Annotated in this window: 17 protein-coding genes; 6 read left to right on the plus strand and 11 right to left on the minus strand. The window is 52.6% G+C overall.

Going from position 1 to position 22,296, the window contains the following annotated elements; genetic code table 11:
- Nucleotides 1–3: 3 nt before the first annotated feature.
- Nucleotides 4–948 (minus strand): GlxA family transcriptional regulator, encoded by a 945-nt coding sequence (locus tag LZ634_RS17640; RefSeq protein ID WP_234507556.1) that lies wholly within the window; start codon nucleotides 946–948, stop codon nucleotides 4–6.
- 14 nt (nucleotides 949–962) lie between these two features.
- Nucleotides 963–1,739, minus strand: coding sequence for an MBL fold metallo-hydrolase (locus tag LZ634_RS17645; RefSeq protein WP_234507558.1), 777 nt, complete (start codon nucleotides 1,737–1,739; stop codon nucleotides 963–965).
- Between the two features lie 272 nt (nucleotides 1,740–2,011).
- Here LZ634_RS17645 and LZ634_RS17650 point away from each other — a divergent pair, with 272 nt between their 5' ends.
- On the plus strand, nucleotides 2,012–2,362 hold the full coding sequence (locus LZ634_RS17650; RefSeq protein ID WP_234507560.1) for a hypothetical protein: 351 nt from the start codon (nucleotides 2,012–2,014) through the stop codon (nucleotides 2,360–2,362).
- On the opposite strand, the gene LZ634_RS17655 is transcribed toward LZ634_RS17650, so the two are convergent.
- A complete protein-coding gene (locus LZ634_RS17655) occupies nucleotides 2,359–3,165 on the minus strand; it encodes a helix-turn-helix domain-containing protein (protein ID WP_234507562.1) in 807 nt (268 codons plus the stop codon). The genes LZ634_RS17650 and LZ634_RS17655 overlap by 4 nt on opposite strands.
- Nucleotides 3,166–3,271: 106 nt before the next feature.
- On the opposite strand from LZ634_RS17655, the gene cfa reads away from it, so the two are divergent.
- Nucleotides 3,272–4,426, plus strand: coding sequence for a cyclopropane fatty acyl phospholipid synthase (gene cfa / locus LZ634_RS17660; RefSeq protein WP_234507564.1), 1,155 nt, complete (start codon nucleotides 3,272–3,274; stop codon nucleotides 4,424–4,426).
- Nucleotides 4,427–4,508: 82 nt separating this feature from the next.
- On the opposite strand, the gene LZ634_RS17665 is transcribed toward cfa, so the two are convergent.
- The 3 genes from LZ634_RS17665 to LZ634_RS17675 form a co-directional block, all read right to left on the minus strand.
- Nucleotides 4,509–5,720, minus strand: coding sequence for an amino acid permease (locus LZ634_RS17665; protein ID WP_234507602.1), 1,212 nt, complete (start codon nucleotides 5,718–5,720; stop codon nucleotides 4,509–4,511).
- A gap of 332 nt (nucleotides 5,721–6,052) precedes the next feature.
- Nucleotides 6,053–7,327, minus strand: a complete 1,275-nt coding sequence (locus LZ634_RS17670; RefSeq protein WP_234507566.1) for a glycoside hydrolase family 10 protein — start codon at nucleotides 7,325–7,327, stop codon at nucleotides 6,053–6,055.
- 461 nt (nucleotides 7,328–7,788) lie between these two features.
- Nucleotides 7,789–9,237, minus strand: a complete 1,449-nt coding sequence (locus tag LZ634_RS17675) for a nucleobase:cation symporter-2 family protein (protein ID WP_234507568.1) — start codon at nucleotides 9,235–9,237, stop codon at nucleotides 7,789–7,791.
- Nucleotides 9,238–9,644: 407 nt separating this feature from the next.
- Between LZ634_RS17675 and LZ634_RS17680 the strand changes: the two genes are divergently transcribed.
- Nucleotides 9,645–11,585, plus strand: a complete 1,941-nt coding sequence (locus LZ634_RS17680) for an FAD-dependent oxidoreductase (RefSeq protein WP_234507570.1) — start codon at nucleotides 9,645–9,647, stop codon at nucleotides 11,583–11,585.
- Complete coding sequence (locus tag LZ634_RS17685; protein ID WP_234507572.1) at nucleotides 11,582–12,034, plus strand: 4Fe-4S dicluster domain-containing protein; 453 nt, start codon at nucleotides 11,582–11,584, stop codon at nucleotides 12,032–12,034. Before LZ634_RS17680 ends, LZ634_RS17685 begins: the two co-directional genes overlap by 4 nt.
- A gap of 70 nt (nucleotides 12,035–12,104) precedes the next feature.
- Here LZ634_RS17685 and ssnA read toward each other — a convergent pair whose 3' ends face one another.
- The 3 genes from ssnA to LZ634_RS17700 all read right to left on the minus strand — a co-directional run bounded on the left by ssnA (nucleotide 12,105) and on the right by LZ634_RS17700 (nucleotide 17,371).
- The gene (gene ssnA, locus LZ634_RS17690; protein WP_234507574.1) at nucleotides 12,105–13,439 is read right to left on the minus strand and encodes a putative aminohydrolase SsnA; all 1,335 of its coding nucleotides are present in this window, start codon (nucleotides 13,437–13,439) and stop codon (nucleotides 12,105–12,107) included.
- Nucleotides 13,436–16,528 carry a putative selenate reductase subunit YgfK gene (ygfK, locus tag LZ634_RS17695; protein WP_234507576.1) on the minus strand — a complete coding sequence of 1,031 codons (3,093 nt, stop codon included), beginning with the start codon at nucleotides 16,526–16,528 and terminating at the stop codon, nucleotides 13,436–13,438. The genes ssnA and ygfK overlap by 4 nt, the downstream gene beginning before the upstream one ends.
- Before the next feature lie 261 nt (nucleotides 16,529–16,789).
- Nucleotides 16,790–17,371 carry an NTP transferase domain-containing protein gene (locus LZ634_RS17700; RefSeq protein WP_234507579.1) on the minus strand — a complete coding sequence of 194 codons (582 nt, stop codon included), beginning with the start codon at nucleotides 17,369–17,371 and terminating at the stop codon, nucleotides 16,790–16,792.
- Nucleotides 17,372–17,405: 34 nt separating this feature from the next.
- On the opposite strand from LZ634_RS17700, the gene yqeC reads away from it, so the two are divergent.
- Together yqeC and yqeB are read left to right on the plus strand one after the other, a co-directional pair.
- Nucleotides 17,406–18,164: a selenium cofactor biosynthesis protein YqeC gene (gene yqeC / locus LZ634_RS17705; RefSeq protein WP_234507581.1), complete on the plus strand. Its 759-nt coding sequence runs from the start codon at nucleotides 17,406–17,408 to the stop codon at nucleotides 18,162–18,164.
- A 42-nt stretch (nucleotides 18,165–18,206) separates the two neighbouring features.
- Nucleotides 18,207–19,832 (plus strand): selenium-dependent molybdenum cofactor biosynthesis protein YqeB, encoded by a 1,626-nt coding sequence (yqeB, locus tag LZ634_RS17710; RefSeq protein ID WP_234507583.1) that lies wholly within the window; start codon nucleotides 18,207–18,209, stop codon nucleotides 19,830–19,832.
- Nucleotides 19,833–19,910: 78 nt separating this feature from the next.
- Here the strand turns inward: yqeB and arcC are convergent, their stop codons facing one another.
- Entirely contained in the window at nucleotides 19,911–20,843 is a 933-nt protein-coding gene (gene arcC / locus LZ634_RS17715; protein ID WP_234507585.1) for a carbamate kinase, read from the minus strand.
- Nucleotides 20,844–20,855: 12 nt separating this feature from the next.
- Nucleotides 20,856–22,262, minus strand: coding sequence for a dihydropyrimidinase (gene hydA, locus LZ634_RS17720; protein ID WP_234507587.1), 1,407 nt, complete (start codon nucleotides 22,260–22,262; stop codon nucleotides 20,856–20,858).
- Nucleotides 22,263–22,296: the final 34 nt, after the last annotated feature.

The following is a 22,296-nucleotide window of genomic DNA, read 5'->3' on the forward strand; positions in this document are numbered from 1 at the left end:
GTTTCAGGGGGCTACATCACTGCGCCACTCCAGTGGGCTTACGCCCAGTTTTTCGCGGAAGATTTGCCGAAAAGTGACCGATGACTGAAAACCTGACTTCTCGGCTACTCGTTCAATGGAGAGTGTGCTGGTTTCGAGCAGTACCTGGCTGCGGCGCAAGCGCTCGGTCGTTATCCATTCCCCCATCGACATCCCGGTCGCTTTTTGGAAATGGCGGGTTAACGTTCGACGGCTCATGGCGGCCTGTTGGGCGAGTGAATCGATATTATGCGGCATCTCCAGATTGGCTTGTAAATACTCGAGCAGCTGATTGATTCGATTATCGCCGGTATGGTGCGGCACCACCTGTTCAATGTACTGCGCCTGGCCGCCTTCGCGGTACGGCGGTGTGACCATCCTGCGCGCTATTTGATTGGCGACGCTGGCACCAAATCGCTGTCGAATCACATACAGACAGCAGTCCAGCGCGGCGGCAGTACCGGCTGAGGTAATGAGCCCGTCATCATCGGTATAGAGTACGTTGACATCGAGAGTGATTTGCGGGAAAAAACGCTGGAAGGCCTTTTCGTACTCCCAGTGGGTGGCGGCGCGCCGGTTGTCGAGTATACCGGTATAGGCGAGCGCAAAAGTCCCCAGGCACAGTCCAACCAGCGTAGCGCCATTTTCGCGCGCCTTAAGCAACGCATCGAGTAGCGCCGGAGAGGGTTTTTCATCGACGTGCCGCCAGAAAGGGACAATCACGATTTCACACTGTGCCAGCGTGGTGAAATCGTGGGTGGCTTGCACCGCCGTTCCTTCCTGTGACCACACCAGGCCCGGTTCCTCGGCGCAAATATAGCGCGTAAAACGCGGCTGCCCTCCGGCGTTTGCGCCAAACAGAATCAGCGGTACCGAAAAGTGAAAGGTGCTGAAACCTTCGCTGGCAACGATCGCAACCGTGGTAGGCATACCGCTATTCTCCGTTAAAACGTGACGCTGTCACCGTCATCCGGTGCGCTAACAAATGACTGTATTTCATTATCTTGTGCATATTGCAGCAGTGCCTGGCGGGTGACTAAGCAGTGGTTAACCGCCTCCATATGGGTGGCCACAATTTGCGCCTGCGGCACAATATTGTGCGCTTTCAGCACGTCCTCTTTGCCAAAGATTATCGGCCCAAACCCGAGCAGGTGCGCCCATCCGGTATTCATAATCACCACACCGGGCTGGTAACGGCGCATATTATCAGCCACGCCATCAATCCAGATAGAGTCGCCGACGAGGTAGAGCGTTTTTTCTGCGGGGTGCTGAAATATCACTCCGCACGCTTCACCGAGCCGTTCGGCTAATTCGGCTATGGCGTAGGCATCATCGGAACCGTGCTGGCCGTCGGTTTTTATCAGCGTAATGTCTTCGAAATGGCTGTTGGCTGAAAGTTGACGTAACTGCGTAAATCCCTGGGCCCGTAAAATAGCTTCATCGCTATCATTTTGTACATAAATCAACATCGATTTCGGGATAAGCGCAGCGGCCGCCTCATCCCAGTGATCCGGGTGAGTGTGGGTCACAATGATAGCGTCAACATCCAGCAGTGTGTGGATACTTACCGGCAGGTCGACCATCGGGTTGCGAATTTGCGAGCGCGCGCTGCCGCTAAATCCTGGATAAGCCCCTTTTTTCGCCAGCATGGGGTCGATAAGGAAGCGTTTACCGGCGTAGGTGATTAACTGAGTCGCGTTACGAATCTGGGTGATTTTCATGGCGGGGATCCTGTGTATCCGTTATCTGATAACAACAGTATGCGGGAGCGGTGTTTTTTCGCCGCTGGCCAGAAGACAACTTTCGATGTTATTGGGCCAATTTGTGTTTCACACAGCTGAAATGATGCCATTAAGGCATAGTTATCATGAAAAATGAGTATCAACAATGGCATTGAAAGCCATAGACAGTGGCGTTAATTTGTATTTATCATACAAATAAAATAAGCCATAGCGCGTTCGCGTGTTACTCATTCACTTGTGGGTCTTTAATTATGTCTGCAGAAGTTAACGCTCTGATAATGCTGGCACAGCTCAATGAATCTAAAGGTTTTTTCCGCCGCGCATTGTGTATCTGGCAGGAGATTTCTACCAGCGTACTCGCCAATAGAGAACAATGTCGAATGGCGTGGGATAAAATCAATGTTTGCCACCTTCAGCTACAAATGAAATCAACGCGAGAAGTCGTGACCAATGATTCCAGAAAACAGGATGTTGAGCGCGATAAAATAAAGATCCAGCAGCTTCTTATGCAGGGTTATAGCATTAAGGAGATTCAGCTGATGACGGGCAGATCGAGCGCGTTCATTTATAAATATAACCCGCAAGGTAAGGCTATTCATTAATAGCTCGACGGCGGGACACCAAATGCCTGGCGAAATGCGTAGCTAAAAGCAGCGGTGCTGGAATAACCGACCTCGAGCGCAACGGCGGTAACGTTCTTATTCTTTTTTAGAATCATCACTGATTCGAGAATACGCATTTTCTGTTTCCAGGCGCTAAAAGGCATTCCGGTTTCTTTTTTGAAGTGACGGGAAAAAGTACGGGCTGACATCCCCAGATGGCTGGCCCAGTCTTCCATGGCATGTTCCTGGCCGGGCGATTCCTGGATGGTTCGGCAAACCTTCATCAGCGCTGCGTTTTGCGGCCATGGCAGCATCAGTTCCACTTCCGGCAGTTGCAAAATCACATCCAGCAATACGCTGACCAATTTTCCCTCTTTGCCCGTGATATCGAAGCGTTCTGGCGTGTTAGTGGTGGCATAATGGATAAATTCGCGCACAAAATCGCTGATCGCCACCACTTTACATTCATCAATAGGCGCCGGTAAAAAGTCGGGTTCAATGTCCAGATTTTCCAGATACACGTCATCCAGCGCCCATACGGCATGACGGGTGTTATGCGGGATCCAAATTCCGTAATGAGCCGGAATCACCCAGCATTTTCCCGCCACATCAATACGCATACTTCCTTTACGTGCGAAGTGAAACTGGGCAAATGCATGACTGTGCTGGTCGACATGATTGTTAGCCGCTAGCACATAGGAGCGAAAATAGACCGACTGCGGCAGCTCCTTCATTGAGTCATCGGGTGAGGAGATCCAGCGTTTTGCCTGTGTGGTCGTGAAAGAAGGGCAATCGTCCATCATTATGACGTCTATTCGATAAATATTGTCCTCACATCATAATACATACCATCGCGTTATCAATAATAATCTTACACAGAAAATACTGACTCAAATATGGATAGGGATCATGGCCACGGTTTGCTCAGACGTAATAAGTGTTAATGAATTAAATGATAACTGGTCTCGAATGGGTAACGATCTACTCCGTCAGGCTGATATTAAGATTAACGGGGCGCGGCCATGGGATATTCAGGTGCACCACGCCGATTTTTTCAAACGTGTATTTCAGCAGGGTTCGCTAGGATTGGGCGAAAGCTATATGGAAGGGTGGTGGGATTGTGAACGCCTCGACATATTATTCTATAAAATTCTTAAGGCAAAACTAGATAAACAAATGCCCGGTAATCTGAAGGATATTTTACGCATTGCCAGCGCCCGTTTGTTTAATCTGCAATCACGCAGCCGCTCGTGGATTGTCGGGAAAGAGCATTACGATATTGGTAACGACCTGTTTACCCTGATGCTCGACCCGCATATGCAATATTCCTGCGGTTACTGGAAAGAAGCGCAGACGCTAGAAGATGCGCAGAATGCGAAACTTAAAATGATTTGTGAAAAACTGCAGCTACAACCAGGCATGCAGCTTCTGGATATTGGCTGCGGTTGGGGCGGGCTCGCCGCCTATGCGGCACGCAATTATGGTGTCAGCGTAGATGGCGTCACCATTTCGCGAGAACAGCAAAAGTTGGCCCAGCAACATTGTGAGGGACTGGACGTTTCGATTTTGCTGCAGGATTATCGCGATCTGACTAAAACGTACGATCGCATTGTTTCAGTCGGGATGTTCGAGCACGTTGGTCCAAAAAATTACGACACCTATTTCAGCGTTGTCGACCGTTGCCTCAAACCCAACGGCATCTTTTTACTGCATACCATTGGCAGTAATGAAACCGGGGTGAATGTTGACCCGTGGATCAATAAATACATCTTCCCGAACGGCTGCTTGCCGTCTATCAGGCAGATAGCCAATGTCAGTGAATCGCGGCTCATCATGGAAGACTGGCATAACTTTGGCAGCGATTATGACAAAACGCTAATGGCATGGCATCAGCGGTTCAACGCGGCCTGGCCCGCGCTGGCCCCACATTACAGCACCCATTTTCGCCGGATGTTTAACTACTACTTGTGTGCTTGTGCAGGGGCGTTTCGCGCACGTGATATCGAGCTATGGCAGGTGCTATTCAGCCGTGGTGCTGAAGGCGGGATGTACGTTTATCGCTAGCCAAAATGGGATGACGCCGGAGATTGCCCGGTGTCGGCAGTCAGCAAAACAACGCCGGTATTCACCGGCGTTGTTATATCGCTTAAAACATGGAATAGAGCAATGCCGACACGGTCAGAATTCCGCTTATCATCACCAGCACGGAGGTAGGGCCTCGCAATGGTTGTAACGCTGGGCGAGTAAAGATTAACCAGGTTGGAATAATAAACAGGAAAATCGCGATCAGCGGTCCGCAGATGGTTTCAATCATATTGATAACATCCGGGTTTATATAAACCACAAGGGATGTGACAATAAACATCAGTACCGAAATAACCAATTTAATACGCTGAATGTGGCTGGCGCGCTGTATTTTAAACAGGTCAGTCGCCAGTACGTTAAAGGTTTCGGCAACCGGCATCGAAATGCCTAAAAATGACTTAGTCATCCCCAGAATAGCAATAAACGGTGCCAGATAGAGGATCGCGCTCATACCACCGTGGCCGCCAATCACCGACAGCACGTTTAGGTTTTGCGCTTTCGCCATCTCAAACGTTTCACGCGGCGTGCTCAAAATACAGCTCAACACGAAGAAAATAATGCTGAAGAAAATGAGCGCATAGGCACGGCGAATCACTCGTACGGACTGATTCTCACCGCCATGTCCCGGTTCACGATACCAGGAGGCCAGCGCCGGGATGAGCGGGGCGGAACACAGTGAGAACGCAATCAGCGGCAGGGTTAACCACACATCTTTCAACGAACTGCTCATCGACGACGATTGCGTCTGCTGCCAGGCGCTGGAAATGTTGTTGAAATTCCATGCCGGAATTTGCGAAGCCGCAATCACGATAATGGCAATCGCGAACGGCAGAGCCAGCGCACTCAGGGTGCTGACGACTTTGTCGCGCCCTTTGCTGAGGACAAGATGCAGAATGAGCAGTACTGCGAGCGTCAGGCTCGCCCGGTTTATACCGGTAATATGCAGACGCTCAATCAGGAAATGGCTCAGCGCGTTGATTAAGGAAACCGCATACACCAGCGTGACCGGATAATGCGCCACGCAGAAGAACACCTTCATCGCCTGGCGGCCTTTGGCACCAAAAAAAGATCCAAACAGCGGCAGCGTTTGATCGGCCTGGTCATGTCCTTGCTGGTCTCGCATAAAGACGCGGCAAATCAACACGTGCGGGACCAGCGCTAGCGGAATGGCGAGTAGGAGTAGCATAAGAAAGATCAGCGGGCCGCGCGTTCCAATTTCTACCGGTAGAAACAGCGTACCTGCTCCAACCGTTGCGCCATAAACACCCATCATCCAGATGGTATCTTTTGAGGTCCATTGAGGACGGGATATCGCTGTTTCTTTAATCATAATACTCATAAATATCGAAAAATAACGCGAACGTTAATAGTGAGTTATTAGGGGTAACTTAAAAGGGAAAGATGAATAGCGGGGTAAACCCTATTATTATTTTTTGCAGCAAAAAAGCCTTGTTTTCGATACTACTGGCTGTTCTGCGCGGGCGGCAAGCAGTTTTTGGAAATATCCGGAAATTAATAGATATTCATAATGATGTTTCACATCGTTGTAACGTATTTCCTCAACAGGAAAAGAATCGGTGACGATTCACCGATTCTTGCTATCAATTAATTACCCCAACGATCTTTGAGATAATTCACCGCATCCTGCGTTTGCGGTTGCTCAAGGTATCCCTCACGGAACAGGATTGTACCGTTGATGTTTGAGGCCGACTCGTTCAGGTCTATCTGCTTTTTCAGCTCTGGTACGCCGCCTTCAATGGTCCAGTCAGGTTCATTTTTTGACGGTTCACCCACTTTGTACAGCGCAATACCAATATAGAGTCGCGTATTGGTTGGCTTCACGACGTCGGCCCACCATTTCGCCAGCACATCATAGCGGGCGGCATCGCGGGCAAAAGGCCAGTAAAGCTGCGGGGCAATGTAGTCCAGCAAACCCTGCTGCACCCACTGACGGGTATCCGCATAAGACTCATCGTAAGCCGCCGCGCCGCGCGTGTCAGAACCCGCAGGGTCGTGCGAGCGGTTACGCCAGACACCAGCCGGGCTGACGCCAAATTCTACGTTAGGATTCAACTGCTTAATCGTACGCGATACCTGAGCTATCAACTGCTGGGTATTGCTGCGACGCCAGTCTGCTTTCGAGGCAAAACCCTGGCCATATTGGTTGAAGGTGGCATTGTCGTTAAGTGCGGAGCTACGAGTTTCGGTATAGAAATAGTCATCAAACTGCACGCCGTCGACAGGATACCGCGACACCACTTCCGCCACGATGCTGGTTATCCAGTCGCGCGCCGCCGGGATACCAGGGTCGACCACAAAACGGTCGCCAGCGGTACGGATCCAGTCTCGATGCAGAACGTAGACGCTCGGCGGTGACTGCGACAGAGTATTATTGAGCGCGGCAATTGTCGATGGTTTGATGTTCACCGAGACCCGGTAAGGGTTAAACCAGGCGTGGACCTTCATGCCGCGCTTGTGGGCTTCATCCAGCACAAACTGCAGCGGATCATAGCCCGGGTATTGGCCGATGTTGCCCGTCATCATATCTGACCACGGCAGAATATCGGACTGCCACAGCGCGGTACCATCCGGCTTAACCTGGAAAAAGATAGTATTGATGCCAAGGCTCTTGAGATTGTCGAGCTTTGCTCGCATCGCCGCTTGCTGCTGGTTAATGCGCAGCGTGTCGCTGCCGGCGTTGATTGAGCTTATCGGTGGCCAGTCAAGACGCGACACGGTGGTTAACCAGACGCCACGCATCGGTTCATTACTGTGCTGGGTTTTGCCCGGGGTGGCGGTGGACGGTGATTTAACCGGAGTCTTTGAGTCGCAGCTGGCCAACAAAAGCGCGGCGATAATCAACGCGCTGGCCTTTTTCATGTTTGACATGCGAGAAAAACTAAAAGAACTGAGAGTCATAGGTGCCGTTGTTCGGGTTGTCACGAGTGGAGCATATTTTCTTACTATTGGGGACGAAGTCAATCGCTTAGCCCGCAGGGAGTATGGTCTTTACTAACCCAGAGCAATGAATCTACGGTTAGTACGAAGCCGGACATTATTATTTTGATAAAAAACGATTATTACTTTGAGAAAACGCCACCATGACCGGCGGATATCGCCTGTTGGGGCAGCCACCTGGCGAGCGGTGGCTACCTGGAGATGATGACTAAAAATAGAAAATAAAACTAAAGCGGCTCGCTAGCCCAAGGGAGAAGGCTGCCTGTACCGCAGGCAGGCTCATCAGGAAAAGAATAATGGCCGAGAGAACGATACGAATTAGCATGATGGCTCCAGACATAAATGCGTGGCGTCGAGGGACAACCTTCGACGCCTGATGATGATTACTCCTCCGGGTGCTGTTGTTTTTTAACTTTTCGCAGCAACAAAAACATCCGCATCGTTCGCGGTTGGCGCTGCGACGAAGGAGTATCAGGGATAAGGCCGGTATGCTTGTTGTAACCGTTAAAGAACAGATTCAGGGTCACTGCACTAAACGTCGCGAGCATGATCCCGCTATGCAGCAACGGCTGTAGCACCGTCGGAAACTGCGAGAAAAAGTTGGTTGAAAGGGTGGGCGTTAACCCTACGCCGAGGCTGATTGCCACGATATAAAGGTTATAGCGGTTGGTTGAGTAGTTAATCCGCGCCAGAATTCGAATACCGGTGGCAAGCACCATACCAAACATCACCAACCCCGCGCCGCCAAGCACGAACTGTGGGATGGATGCCACCAGCACCGCCATTTTCGGGACCATCCCAAAGGTAATCAGAATGCCGCCGGAAGCGACGCAAACCCAGCGACTATGCACACCGGTAACGCCGACCAGGCCGATATTTTGCGAAAATGACGTGTGCGGAAAACTATTGAAAATCCCACCGAATAGCGTACCAACCCCGTCGACGCGCAAGCCGCGTACGATATCTTGTGGTGTGAGTTTACGGCCAACAATCTCGCCTAATGCCAGAAACATGCCCATTGATTCGATAAATACGATGATAACGACGGCAGTCATGGTGAGGATCGAAATAGGATCAAATACCGGCGTGCCTAATGCAAATGGGGTCACGATGGCGAACCATTTTGCATTATATAAGCCGGTGAGACTCACTTCATTCATCATCATAGATAAGACAAAACCAAAAATAATACCCAGCAGCACCGCGACGTTTGACATAAAACCTTTTGCGAAGCGGGTCACCAGCAGAATGAATAACAGTACGGCAAATGAAATGCCGAGATAAACAGGGCTGCCGTATTCTGGATTACCTTTGCCGCCTGCGGCCCAGTCGATACCTACCTGAATAATACTCAGGCCGATAGAGGTAATAACTACCCCGGTGACTAAAGGCGGGAACAGCGGCATAAGTCTACCGATCAGCGGCGCAATTAGCGTCGTAATAATCCCTGCACCAATTGTCGCGCCGAAAATACCCATGAGCCCAATGTCCGGGTTAATGCCAATGGCGATCATCGGCGTTACCGCCGCAAAGGTCACAGACATAATCACCGGCAGGCGGATCCCTAAAACCCGGCCAATACCGATGCATTGCAGTAGCGTCACGACGCCACAGCAAAAAAGGTCAGAGCTTATCAGTAGGGCCACGGTGTCTTTACTGAGCCCAAGTCGGTTGCCTATCATGAGAGGAACGGCAACCGCGCCTGCGTACATGACCAGAACATGCTGTAAACCCAGGATTATCAGCTTGCCAGGGGGAAGTACGCGATCCACCTCATCTACCGCATGTTGGCTACCAGTGACCGATGGTGGTTGAGAATCAATGGCACTCATAATTGCTATCTCCTGAATATTTTAATGCAGGCCATTCATGGCCCCAGAGGAAGAATGAACAAAGACGATGAATACTTCTTCACATCATGCTTAGGTGATGCCAGTTTTTATTTCGAAGCTGATAAATATATTGAATTGGGTGAGGCATCACATAAAAAGCATTAAATCAACGGAGAAACGGATCGAGACGCTGTAATGGCAATGGATAAAATCATCACAATGAGATACATCCAATCAGTCGAATCGCAATATGATTCGCGGCGCTTGATTCTGAAGGTTCTGACGCTCTTATTAGAGCGTTTTATTAGATATTGATCGCAAAAAATAAGTTACATTACGATTAAGCATAAAGTGCGTCTGATTATTGCATCTAACCCTTTGATGAGATCAATAATAAAGGGAAGCAGATGAATAAATTTATTGTTGCCGATATCACCCGCTGTATTGGCTGCCATGCCTGCGAAGTTGCCTGCGTGACTTCCCACCACGACGATAACTGGCCGCGACGTCGGCAGGACTTTCAGCCGCGAATCCACGTTATCTCGCAAAATAAAGAGAACCACGTAGCAACTTGCCATCACTGCAATGACGCGCCGTGCGTCACCTCATGCCCAACGCATGCGCTGTATCTCGACAATCAGAGCATTCAGTTTAAACAGGTATGGTGTATCGGTTGTAAAAACTGCGCGGTCGCCTGCCCATTTGGTGCGATTGAGATGGTAGCGGCCGGTGAAAACGCGCCGCAGCTGGCGCAAAAATGCGATCTATGCCATGAACATGTCAGCGGGTATCCAGCTTGTGTGACCGTTTGCCCAACGCAGGCGCTGCGGCTGATGGATGACGTTGGGTTAACCACCTTACGCCGCGAACGGCAAAACCGTGTCGCGCAAGGGCGGCCAGTACAGCCACAGCAGCGCAATAAACGCGACGTTTTCCTGGCGAAACCACCGCGGTTAGGGGTGAAGAAAATAGATGCCGCAACGCGAATAACCCATTTTGGCGAGATTGATAGCGGGCTGAGCGGCCGTGATGCGCAATATGAGAGCGAACGCTGCCTCCACTGTGCCAGCAAAGCCTGGTGCAACTGGACATGCCCGCTGCATAACCACATTCCGGAATTTATTCGTCTGGTACAACAAGGTGAAATTATTGCCGCCGCAGAGCTCTGCCATCAGAGTAGTTCTCTGCCGGAAATCTGCGGGCGGGTTTGCCCACAGGATCGGTTGTGTGAAGGTGCCTGTACCCTCAAGAACGCCGGAGGCTCCGTCATGATTGGCAGCCTTGAGCGTTACATCACCGATACCGCGCTGGCAATGGGCTGGCGGCCTCAGCTACACGATATGGCGCCACGGAAAGAACGTGTGGCCATTATTGGTGCCGGGCCAGCGGGACTTGGCTGTGCGGATATTCTGGCACGAACAGGAGTGCAGGTTACCGTCTTTGATAAGCATCCAGAGATTGGCGGGCTGCTCACTTTCGGCATTCCACCGTTCAAGCTCGATAAAAATATCCTCACTACCAGGCGCATGTTGTTGAGCGACATGGGCGTTACTTTCTATCTCAATCATGAAGTGGGGCGTGATGTCGCATTTGGCGACCTGGTGGACAATTACGACGCCGTCTTCGTGGGTGTGGGCACCTACGGCCTGATGTCGGCTGGGCTGGAAGGCGAAGACTCGTCCGGCGTTATCCAGGCGTTACCCTTCCTGATTGCCAGCACTCGGGAAGTGATGGGCCTTGAAGCCAGTACGGAATACCCGCTGGTCGATATAGCAAATAAACACGTGGTGGTTTTAGGCGGCGGTGATACGGCGATGGACTGCCTGCGCACGGCAATACGACGTGGTGCAGCCAGCGTGACCTGCGCGTACCGTCGCGATGAGCTCAGCATGCCAGGGTCCAAAAAGGAAGTGGTGAACGCGCGCGAAGAAGGCGTCGAATTCTGTTTTAACGTCCAGCCGCAATCCATTCGGCGTAACCGGCAGGGACACGTTATTGCCATCGGCATGATCCGCACCGAGATGGGGGAACCCGGTGCCGATGGTCGTCGGCGTCCTCGTCCGATTGTCGGCTCGGACTTTGAGCTAAAAGCCGATGTGTTGATTATGGCGTTTGGCTTCCAGGCGCACACAATGCCGTGGCTGCGAGGTCACGGTGTCCAGCTTGACCGCCTGGGACAAATTCGAACCGGAGGAGCAGGGCGAGGCACCACGCAGACCGGTAATGACAAGGTATTTGCCGGTGGAGACGCGGTACACGGCGCTGACCTGGTGGTAACGGCGATGATGGCCGGAAGACAGGCAGCTTACGACATGCTGAAGATGTTTACGCCAACGGTGGAAATATGACCCATTTTATTCTGGCTGATGCTGACGCCTGTATCGGCTGTCGCACCTGCGAAGTAGCCTGTGCGCTGGAGCATAGCACCGATAGCTCACCTTTCGCGCCGCGCTTAACCGTGCTGCGACTCGATACGGTGAGCGTCCCGGCGATGTGCCACCAGTGTGAAAATGCGCCCTGCGTGGCGGCCTGTCCGGTTGGAGCTTTAGGTATCGGCAGTGAGCGGGTTGAAGCTAATTCATCGGCCTGCATCGGGTGCCAAAGCTGCGTTATTGCCTGTCCTTTCGGGGCGATTTCGATCGGTGCGGCGGCAGAAATTGTGAAGTGTGATCTTTGCTATGGGCGTGAGCGTGGCCCGGCGTGCGTGGATGTCTGCCCGACGTCGGCATTACGTAAAATCACCGAGAATGAGTTACGGACACTGCAGCAACAGCGTCAGCGCGCGACGGTGTTTTGACCAACTTTTTAATCAACGATAAAAGGCCGCAGTCTCTAACCTGCGGCCTTGTGTTATGCCCGGCTCAAGGTTAGTTCAGGGCATCCATACGTTTCCACATTTTCGCAGCCACCTTGCTGGCTTCGGCAAAAATTGGCTCGCAGTCGAAGGTAAACTGCCTGTTTTCATACACCATCACACCGTTGACCATTACGCTGTGTACGCTGTTTGCCCCCATCCCGAAAGCAATATGCCCGGCGATGTTTTCGGCCAACAGCGGCGTAGGCGCAAGATAATCGCTGATGGTTAAATCTGCCTTGTAGCCGGCCTCAATTCGACCAAATTTCGCGTTAAAATTACGGCTTAGCAAGGTATTACCATTGCTGAGCGCGCGGGCAAAGCTGTCCGGCCACCATGCGCCACCGGCGTCGCGATGTTTGAAGAAAGCAAACTTCATCTCTTCAAACATATCGGATCCGATACCGTCGGTACCCAATGCCAGGTTGCGATATTCAGGTAACCGATAGTTATAGCCCACATGGTTGTTCATGTTGGAGCGAGCGTTATGTACCAGGAATCCGTCGCGCTCGTTTAGTAGGGCAATATCAGCATCGGAGAGATAAAGACCGTGAGCGACCAGCGTTTTACTGTCGATGAGGTCAAACTCTGCCAGCCGCACCAGCAGATCTTTGCCGTACCGGTGGTGACTGTGAGAAACATCGTAGCTGTCCTCCGCCGCATGGATATGCAGACCTCGACCGGTGGCTTTTAACGCTTCCCCGAGCATCGATAGACCGTCGTCAGTTACCGTGAACGGCGCGTGTGCGCCGATATGCGCTTCCACCAGGTAGGGTTCGCGTCCTGCTTTTCGGGCCTGGTCAATTTCATCGGCAAACCGAATATTCTCTTCGACGCCTGCCTGTAGCTCTTTTGATCCGCCGTTACGGTCGGTAGTTTCAAAGCAGGTCATGCCGCGCAATCCAACCTTCAAAAACGCATGACGTAACTGGCTTAGCGACCCGTCGATGTAGTTTGGTGACGCATGATGATCAATCACCGCCGTGCAGCCGCTGCGAATAGCTTCCAGCGAGCAAATAAGCCCACTGTAATACAGCGACTCTTCGTCAAGCGCACGGTCGAGACGCCACCAGAGGTTTTTTAGCGTAGAGATAAAGTCCGGGCTCGGGGCAATATTGGCCTGAATACCGCGCGATAATCCCGAGTAAAAGTGGTTATGGGCGCACACGTTGCCCGGCATCACCAGCCGACCATGCATCTCTTTGACGGTGGCCTGTGGGTAGCGGGAAGCAAGGCTGCTGCCGGTGGCAATGATCTCATCATTTTCAATGACGATATCGACATTTTTCTCCACCTTCGCTGGATAAAGCTGTGCGATGGTGGCGTTTTTCAGGATCAGCATACTCATGCGGCGACCGCTCCCAGAAGATAGTGATGATGACGATAAACGTGGCTGATGATGCGACACATCGCGTCAAGTTGTGGCGGAATGTGCGCGAACTGGCCTTCGTCGTTCAGCGTCAGCAGCCAGGTTTTGTCGTCCTGACGGATGTGTACCTGATAGCCCTCCACGAGGAACCCCGGATTACTGCTGTTGCTGAAATCCTGCGGCAGACTAAACACGGTGACTTTGTCTTTGTACGGTTTACCTTGCCACGGACAGAACTGGGCGCAGTTACCGCATTCATTACAGAAAGCGTCGAGGTGCAGGGTTTGATAACGGTTTTCGAAGCCTGGAACGGCGATTGAGACGTTGGCACGGTTCGGGCATACGTCCACGCACTTGCTGCATACGTAGTTACACTCGAGACAGCGCGCGGCCTCCTGAGCAACAAATGCATCGCGGTCGTCTTTATCAACTTTCGCAATGACGATGGTGCCTTTGCGGCTATAGATTTCAGCAGGGTCGACGTTATTCCAGCGTTTATCGCCGTGGTGGCTGCGGATATTTTCTCGCGCCAGAATCGTGTCGGTCGCACGACGGGCGTTACCGATAGCGGAGACGATAGAAGAGGGGCCGCGCTGCACGTCGCCTATCAGGAAGACGCCAGAATGTCGCGTTTCACCATCCGCATTGACCTCCGGCCAGCCGTGTTCATCCACGGGAATCCCCATTGCCGCCAGGGCACCGACGTCTTGCTGCTCGCCGATTGCGGTGATCAGCGTATCGACCTGTAACGTACAGGTTTCTGCGGTTTCAACCGGGCGTCGGCGGCCTTTTTCATCCGGCTCGCCCAGCGCCATCACGCGTACGGTCAGGGTGCCGTCGGCGTCAAACTGCTCTGGATTATTCAGAAAACGGAAGGCGACGCCATCATGGACCGCTTCTTCATACTCTTCGCGCCAGGCTGGCATTTCTTGCTGCGAACGGCGATAAATGACCGTCGCTTTTTCGACGCCCGGCACGCGCAGTGCGGCACGTGCGCAGTCCATCGCCGTGTTACCCGCGCCAACGATGGCCACATGCTTGCCTAATTGCAGATGATCGCCCCGGTTGTATTCGCGCAGGAACTGCAGTGATTTACGGACATTCGGGTTATTCCCGCGCAGTTTTACGCCGCTATTTTTATCGGTCCCGGTGCCAATCAGCACGTAACGGAAGCCTTCCTGCTGTAGTTTCGCCACCGTCAGATGTGGATCACAGCCGTAGACAATCTCAACGCCGTGGTTGACCACAAAATCAATATCCTGCTGGATGAGCTCCCCGGGGATACGGAACTGCGGAATGATGTTACGCACTACGCCACCGGCGCTGGTTTCACGTTCAAATAAAGTGACACTGTAACCCGCGCGGGCGAGGAAATAACCCGCAGCCAGACCGGCCGGACCTGCGCCAACAACCGCTACCGGGTGAAGCGTGCCGGAACCCGCCGGTTTATGCCAGCGGCGCTGATATTCCCCCCAGCCTTTTTCCAGGGCGATTTTTTTCAGTTCGCGGATATTCAGGGCGCTATCGTAATCGAGGCGGGTACAGTTGTACTGGCACTGGTGATCGCAGATATGTCCGGTAATAGCCGGCAGCGCGTTGCGCTGGTAGATAAGTTCGAGCGCATCGGCATAACGCTGCTCGCCCAGCAGACGGATGTACTCCGGAATATCTTGCTTAATCGCACAGGCAGTGACGCAAGGCGCAACGTAGCAGTCGGTCATCGGTAGTTTTTCTGCTACGTTGATGCGATCGTTTGGTTTCCACTGCTTCTGGGTGTACTCCATGCTGACCGCTTTTTCCGCCAGTGCGTTCAGGCGTTTGACATCCACCTGAGTCATTTCCCAGCCACTAGATTGTTCCAGCTCGCGCAAGCATTCGCTTAAACGCAAATAGCCGCCCGGTTTAAGTAGATCGGTAGCCATGGTTATTGGGTGAATACCGGTCTCAAAAATCTCGCGAATATTGAGTTGGCTGGCGCCCCCGGAATAAGAGATTGGCAATTTGCCGTCAAATTTACGCGACAGCAGGGCGGCCACGTTGATGGAAAGCGGGAATAGCGCCCGCCCGGACATGTACATCTCGTTGCCCGGCAGCGCACCTTTGTTGTTAACCGTGCCGAGGGTATTGGTTAGCTTGACGCCAAAGCCGAGATTTTTCGCTTTGGCCAGCGTCAGTAGGCGCTGCAGCATTTCCAGCGCCTGATCGATTTTCAGGTCGTGATCGAAAGATTCTTCATTAAGGCCGATATAGCCGAATCCGCAGGTATCGAGAATTTCACGCACCCGAGGGTAGCCCAGCAGCGTCGGATTAAGCTTAACAAAGGTATTAATCCCTTTCTCTTCGAGCATATAACGGCAGATGGCTTCAATTTCATCCGGTGGGCAGCCGTGCATGGTTGACAGCGTGACCCCTTGCACCAGCTGGGCGGGGATGCGATTCACCAGCGTTTTCAGGCCGGGCGTACCATGGCGGGCGAGGAATGCATCATTAGACAGCCAACGGTTCAGCGTTGCCTGATACCGAGCAAATTCAGGCTGTTTGCCCGCGTCCATCATGCTATCGATGAAATGCTGCATGGGGGGCTGTTTGATTCCGTCGAGGTTATAGCCAACGCTCATATTGAAAATAAAAGACTTGCCGGTTTTCATCGGCGTTAGCGGCAGGATCTCTTCAAGTAAATGCAGAATAAACCATGCTTTGAGATATTCATCTGCCGCTTTGACCAGCGTGAACTCGGTTGACCATTCGGTGTTAAAGCATTCGTCTTCTGCATCAATACAGGGTTTTTCCAGCTCTAGCTTGTCGAGGATTTGCACCGTTTTCAGCTCAATAAACCGTCCGCCGGTGAGCCAGGAGGTAATGATATTCTGCGCCAGTTGGGTATGCGGGCCGGCGGCAGGACCAACCGGGGTGGCGCAGCTTTCACCAAAAACGCTAAGCTGGCGGTGAACGTCAGGCGAGTAGAACTGTTGTTCCGGAATACCAAAGATAGAATGGTGATGCTGGTATTCATCAAAAATACGCGTCAAAAGTTCCTCAAACGGAACGGGACGCATGATATCTCCCATAACCCTCTCCTTAGACTTTCTTGTTAAATCACATAAGCCGGGATTGTGATAATTCCGACGGATTGAGAGAGGTGGAGCAACAATCACACCAGTTATTTATCAGCAGAAGAGAGAAGTGAATATTTGTGAAGGAGATCTAAAGTTAATCCGGCTTTGTGAATGGACTCACAATGACTTAATGAGAATTAAAATCAATCCTGCAAACAGGGTTTTATTATTTATCAATAACAACATAGTTCTATCAATATGAGAATATCACGATTACTGTTCACTATTTATCCTGCATTGTAGCCGCTCAAAGTCGTCGGGCGTGTCAATATCAAAGACTATCTCCAGATAATCCAGCGTTATTCGTTGATGCCTATCGGCAAGCAGGCGCTGGCGTACATTTTGGCCTTCGCCTTGTTGCAAGCAGCGTAGCAGAGTCTGGCGTTTAACCAGAATCGGGTGCCCTGGAATGCCCTGATACTCCGGGAGTAACGCGCCATTAATTCGCTGTAACCAAAGAGAATGAAAGATTTTTGGGGCCAGGAAAGGTAAATCTCCGTGGGTGATAAAGCAGTAGTCATGGATTAGCGCCTGGGCTCCGGCCTGTACCGATGAAAATAGCCCCTGCTGATAATCAGGATTATAGACGACAGTAATCCCCTGATGGCTGGAATAACGTTCGGCAAGCTCCTGATGGCGAAAGCCAATGACCAGAATAATATGTGAGCAAAATGATTGGGCGTTTTTAATACTTGCATCAAGTATTGTGCCCCCCTGGCAAGGTAACATCATTTTCCATTGACCCATGCGGGTAGATAACCCGGCGGCGGTAATAATGCAATCGACCTGCGTCATGTTTCCCTCAGAGGAATGGATTGGGAGTGAATATATGGAAAATATACCGTACGTTGACTATATTTTTTGTGATTTGAATGCCGATGCCAGCCCATTGCTTATTTCTGCCGTTGGTGCCGGTGGCAAAACCAGCACATTACTGTGGCTGGCCGAGCTTTTTATGCAGGCTGGACGGCGAGTTTTACTGACCACAACCACCCATATGTGGGTGCCGGAATCGCTACCGACCCTCATTTGCCGGGATCCGCTGGCGCTCCCCGCGTCCAACTGGCAGCGCCCGATCCAGGCCTGTTTTTCAAGCTGGCTTGCCGATGCAGGTAAGGTCAAAGGATATTCTCCTGAAACGCTGGATGCCCTGATTGCACAGGGACAAGTCGACGTCGTCTTGGTAGAAGCTGATGGCGCTCACGGTTTTGCACTGAAAGCACCAGATGAGCATGAACCTTGCATCCCTCAATGCAGTTGTTGCGTAGTTGCTGTCATGGGGGCAGGGATGCTCGGAAAAATGCTTGGGCCAGCGAGCGTCCACCGCTGGCCACTTTTTTCCGCGATTACCGGTGCAGCGCAGGGAGATAGGCTCACGTGGCCAATGTTGCGCAGTCTGATTCACCATCCGCAGGGCGCGTTTAAAGGTGCCCCTGATGGATGCCGGCGGATAGGGTTGCTCAATCAGATTTCTCAAAATGAGAATTTACAAATGGAGTTGTTGATGGCGGAAACTGACGTGGATGCCCTCTGGGTCGGAGCGGTTCAGACGAGACCTGCAATTACGCGCAGACGAGTGAGAAAGTGACTCCATTCCGGGGTGATGAAAGGATATCCATTTGAGGTTGTTATGAATATTTTCTCAGAAGCGGCAAGACTCGAAGAACAAAACCGTCCGTTTGCGTTGGCGCAGATTGTTGATAGCCGTGGCTCAACGCCTCGTCATTGCGGACAAATGCTGGTACGTGATGATGGCAGCATTGTCGGCACCATTGGTGGCGGCATGGTCGAACGGCGGGTGATTGATGAAGCGCTAGACGCGCTGCATGACAAATCCTCACGTATGTTTCATGGCCGGATGGCGCGTACCGGCAGCGACGCCGTGGGTTCGGACTGCGGCGGTGCGATGTCGGTTTATATCAGCGTTCACGGCCTGCGGCCAAGACTGGTGCTGATTGGCGCCGGGCACGTAAACCGGGCTATTGCTCACTGCGCTGCGCTGCTGGGATTTACTATCTCGGTGGCCGATATCTACCCGGAAAGCCTCAATCCGGACCATTTCCCGCCGTTGACCGAGTTGCTGCATGCCGAAAATTTCAGCCTCGCCGTCGATAAGCTGGCCATCCAGGCCAATAATTTTGTGCTGATCGCCACCAATAATCAGGATCGGGAGGCGCTAGATAAACTGGTGACTCAGCCTACCGCCTGGCTAGGATTACTGGCGAGTCGCCGCAAAGTGCAGGTGTTTTTGCGCCAACTGCGCGAGAACGGCGTAACGGAAGAACAGATTGCCCGTCTGCATGCGCCGGTGGGCTATAACATTGGTGCCGAAACGCCAAATGAGATTGCCATCAGCGTATTAGCTGAAATTTTGCAGGTGAAGAACCAGGCTCCCGGCGGGCTGATGATGGCCAGTGAGTCACCGGCGCAACCCGTGCGTGTTGTCATCCGCGGGGCGGGCGACATTGCCACCGGCGTGGCGATGCGTCTGTGGCACGCGGGATTTAAGGTCATCATGCTGGAAGTGGAAAAACCAACCGTTATCCGCTGTACCGTGGCATTCGCTCAGGCGGTATTTGATGGCGAAACGACGGTGGAAGGGGTTACTGCCCGGCGAACGTCTTCAGTGAACGAGGCGCTGAGCGTGGCGGATAATGGTGAGATCCCGGTGCTGGTCGACCCATTATGTGAAAGTTTGCATGAATTACAGCCTGGCTGCGTGGTGGATGCCATCCTTGCGAAAGAGAACCTGGGGACGCATTGCAATCTGGCCCCTTCGGTGATTGCGCTGGGTCCCGGTTTTTGCGCCGGTAAAGATTGCCATGCGGTGATTGAAACCAATCGCGGCCACTGGTTGGGACAGGTGATTTATCAGGGCTGTGCGCAGGAGAACACCGGTATTCCGGGTAACATTATGGGGCACACGGCAAAAAGAGTGATTCGCGCACCGGGGCCTGGCGTGATGCGCTCCAGGGTGAAACTGGGCGATATCGTCAATGAAGGCGACGTTATTGCGACCGTAGGCGAACATGAAATCATCGCCCCGCTTGGCGGCATGGTACGCGGGTTGTTAAACGATGGCCTGGTTGTCGATAGCGGATTTAAAATCAGCGATATCGACCCGCGTGGGGCGAATGCGGATTACACCAGCGTTTCAGACAAGGCAAGGGCCATTGGTGGCGGGGTGCTTGAGGCGCTAATGACGTTGATGAATCAACGAATCAAACAGCAGAAAAAGCAGCTAACGGTGGTATAACCCGCCTCGTCCTGGCACACCCGGAGTGCCGTTGAATAAACCCGGATTCGGCGTCAATGCCGCATCCGGGTCGCCATATTATCCCTCAATGACGGTTCCGGTTTTACCTTCAATACCTTCTTTCGCTTTGCTCAATACCGTTATTAATGCTTTACGGCCCGGGCGAGAGCGGGCAAACGATGCGGCAGCTTCTACTTTTGGCAGCATCGAGCCTTTAGCAAAATGACCTTCGGCAATAAACCGCTCGGCATCTCCCAGCGTCAGTTTGTCCAGCCACTGTTCGTTGGGCTTGCCGAAATTGATCGCCATTTTTTCAACCGCCGTGAGAATAATCAACATGTCGGCGTCAATCATGGCCGCCAGCCTGGCGCTGGCCCAGTCTTTATCGATCACCGCGCTGGCGCCGCGCAGATGGTTTCCCTCACGAATCACGGGGATCCCACCGCCACCGGCGGTAATCACCACGTGATGGGCATCCATCAGGGTTTTTACCGTCTCTTTTTCAACAATATCCACCGGCATTGGCGAAGCAACCACGCGACGATAGCCGCGTCCGGCGTCTTCTTTTAGGGTATAGCCCTTGCGGGTAAGCTGTTCGGCTTCTTCCTTACTAAAAAAGGAGCCGATCGGTTTGGTCGGATTGCTGAAGGCCGAGTCATTGCCATCCACTACGACCTGGGTAATGATCGTTGCCACCGGAACAGGCATGTTGCGCGAGAGCAGCTCTTCCCGCAGCGCATTTTGCAGATCATAGCCAATGTAGCCCTGGCTTAACGCCACGCACACCGACATCGGCAACATTGGGGTATGTGCTTCCGTTTTCGCGGCGGCCTCAAAGGCGAGGTTAATCATTCCCACCTGTGGGCCATTACCGTGAGTCACTACCACCTGGTGTCCCTGGGCAATCAGGTCAACAATGGCCTGCGCTGTTTGCTTTACCGCCTTCATTTGTCCGGCCAGATCGTCGCCTAACGCATTGCCGCCAAGGGCAAGCACAATTTTTTTGCTCATTGAATCCTCTCTTTAAGATGCCATTCCACCGGCCGAAAGCAGGGTGGGAGAAAAGGGTGCCCGGCGCAGGAAACGGCCCTGACCGGCGACGCCGCAAAACGTGCCGTTGCTGAAAATGACTCGGCCGTGAGACAGGGTCTGACGAATCGCACCCTGGCAGATAAAGCCTTCCCACGGCGAATAGTCAGCGTTGTCATGCAGCAATTCATGACGAATGGTGGTGGTGCAGCGCGGGTCTATAATCACCACGTCGCCATCGGCCCCTGGCGCCAGCCGTCCTTTTTGCGGCCATAGGCCAAATAACTTCGCCGGATTAGCGCTGGTGAGCGCGACGAACTGTTCAGGTGAAATGCGCCCGCTCATTACCCCGTGCGAGAAAAGCAGCAGCAGGCGATTTTCTACTCCGGGTAGGCCATTCGGACAGCGGCTGAAATCGCCGCTAGACAGATGTTGGCGCTGGGCCATTGAAAATGAGCAGTGGTCGGTGGCTAAGACATCAATCGCGCCGTCGACCACACCGCACCACAGCGCATCGTTATTGCTGGCGTTACGCAGCGGCGGACTCAACAGATACTTCAACGCGTCTTCGCGCTCGTAGCAGCGCTCGTCGAGCAGCAGATACTGCGGGCAGGTTTCGACCCACACCGGCTGATGACGTGCGCGCGCCAGGCGGAGATAGTCCAGTCCCAGTCCGTTTGACAGATGGACGATATAGAGCGGGGCATTCCCCGCAAGCTGGGCGAGATTGATCATCCGCGCAATCGCCTCCGCCTCGCATTCGAGCGGGCGGCTTAGCGCGTGATAACGCGGTGCGGTTTTACCCGCCGCAAGAAACTCTGAACGTTTACGGGCGATAGCCGCATCGTTTTCCGGATGCACCGTCGTCAGCGCACCTGCCTGATGCAGATGACGCATCGCCTGCAACACTTCGTCATCGTTGAGTTTGTATTGATAGGTTAAATAGAGTTTAAAGCTGCTGATACCCGCCTCAACCATCATCGGGATCTCGTCTAAGATAGCGTGGTTGATATGCTGTATCACGCCGTGAAAACTGTAATCAATCACGGCTTTATAGGCAGCATAGCCGTGATAAGTTTCGAGCTGATGGCGCAGCCGACAACCCGCCGGGCCAAACCCCATATGATCGACAACGGTGGTTGTCCCCCCACAGGCGGCAGCGCGAGTACCGGTAAAGAAATCATCGCAGCTGCGGGCAAGGCCGGTATCAATATTAAAGTGGGTATGGACGTCAACGCCGCCGGGCATAACATAGCAGCCGCTGGCATCGATGATTTCGCAGGGTTGTTCGACGGTAATCTCATTGGCGAGCTGGCTGATTAGGCCATTTTCAATCAACAGGTCCTGTTTTGCCTGACCGTCGGCGTTGACGATTGTGCCGTTTTTAATCAGTACACGCATAGAACACTCCAGACTCCCGCCGCGAACGACGGGA

The organism is Kluyvera intermedia (assembly GCF_021440345.1).
GTDB classification, from domain to species: Bacteria; Pseudomonadota; Gammaproteobacteria; order Enterobacterales; family Enterobacteriaceae; genus Kluyvera; species Kluyvera intermedia_A.

Bases quoted from the DNA above. Each gene is read 5' to 3' on its own strand.
- LZ634_RS17655 (WP_234507562.1), bottom strand. From the start codon at position 3,165: ATGATGGACGATTGCCCTTCTTTCACGACCACACAGGCAAAACGCTGG.
- hydA (WP_234507587.1), bottom strand. From the start codon at position 22,262: ATGCGTGTACTGATTAAAAACGGCACAATCGTCAACGCCGACGGTCAG.
- ssnA (WP_234507574.1), bottom strand. From the start codon at position 13,439: ATGAGTATGCTGATCCTGAAAAACGCCACCATCGCACAGCTTTATCCA.
- arcC (WP_234507585.1), bottom strand. From the start codon at position 20,843: ATGAGCAAAAAAATTGTGCTTGCCCTTGGCGGCAATGCGTTAGGCGAC.
- LZ634_RS17665 (WP_234507602.1), bottom strand. From the start codon at position 5,720: ATGATGGGTGTTTATGGCGCAACGGTTGGAGCAGGTACGCTGTTTCTA.
- LZ634_RS17650 (WP_234507560.1), top strand. From the start codon at position 2,012: ATGTCTGCAGAAGTTAACGCTCTGATAATGCTGGCACAGCTCAATGAA.
- LZ634_RS17700 (WP_234507579.1), bottom strand. From the start codon at position 17,371: ATGACGCAGGTCGATTGCATTATTACCGCCGCCGGGTTATCTACCCGC.
- LZ634_RS17675 (WP_234507568.1), bottom strand. From the start codon at position 9,237: ATGAGTGCCATTGATTCTCAACCACCATCGGTCACTGGTAGCCAACAT.
- cfa (WP_234507564.1), top strand. From the start codon at position 3,272: ATGGCCACGGTTTGCTCAGACGTAATAAGTGTTAATGAATTAAATGAT.
- LZ634_RS17645 (WP_234507558.1), bottom strand. From the start codon at position 1,739: ATGAAAATCACCCAGATTCGTAACGCGACTCAGTTAATCACCTACGCC.
- LZ634_RS17685 (WP_234507572.1), top strand. From the start codon at position 11,582: ATGACCCATTTTATTCTGGCTGATGCTGACGCCTGTATCGGCTGTCGC.
- yqeB (WP_234507583.1), top strand. From the start codon at position 18,207: ATGAATATTTTCTCAGAAGCGGCAAGACTCGAAGAACAAAACCGTCCG.
- yqeC (WP_234507581.1), top strand. From the start codon at position 17,406: ATGGAAAATATACCGTACGTTGACTATATTTTTTGTGATTTGAATGCC.
- LZ634_RS17680 (WP_234507570.1), top strand. From the start codon at position 9,645: ATGAATAAATTTATTGTTGCCGATATCACCCGCTGTATTGGCTGCCAT.
- LZ634_RS17640 (WP_234507556.1), bottom strand. From the start codon at position 948: ATGCCTACCACGGTTGCGATCGTTGCCAGCGAAGGTTTCAGCACCTTT.
- ygfK (WP_234507576.1), bottom strand. From the start codon at position 16,528: ATGGGAGATATCATGCGTCCCGTTCCGTTTGAGGAACTTTTGACGCGT.
- LZ634_RS17670 (WP_234507566.1), bottom strand. From the start codon at position 7,327: ATGAAAAAGGCCAGCGCGTTGATTATCGCCGCGCTTTTGTTGGCCAGC.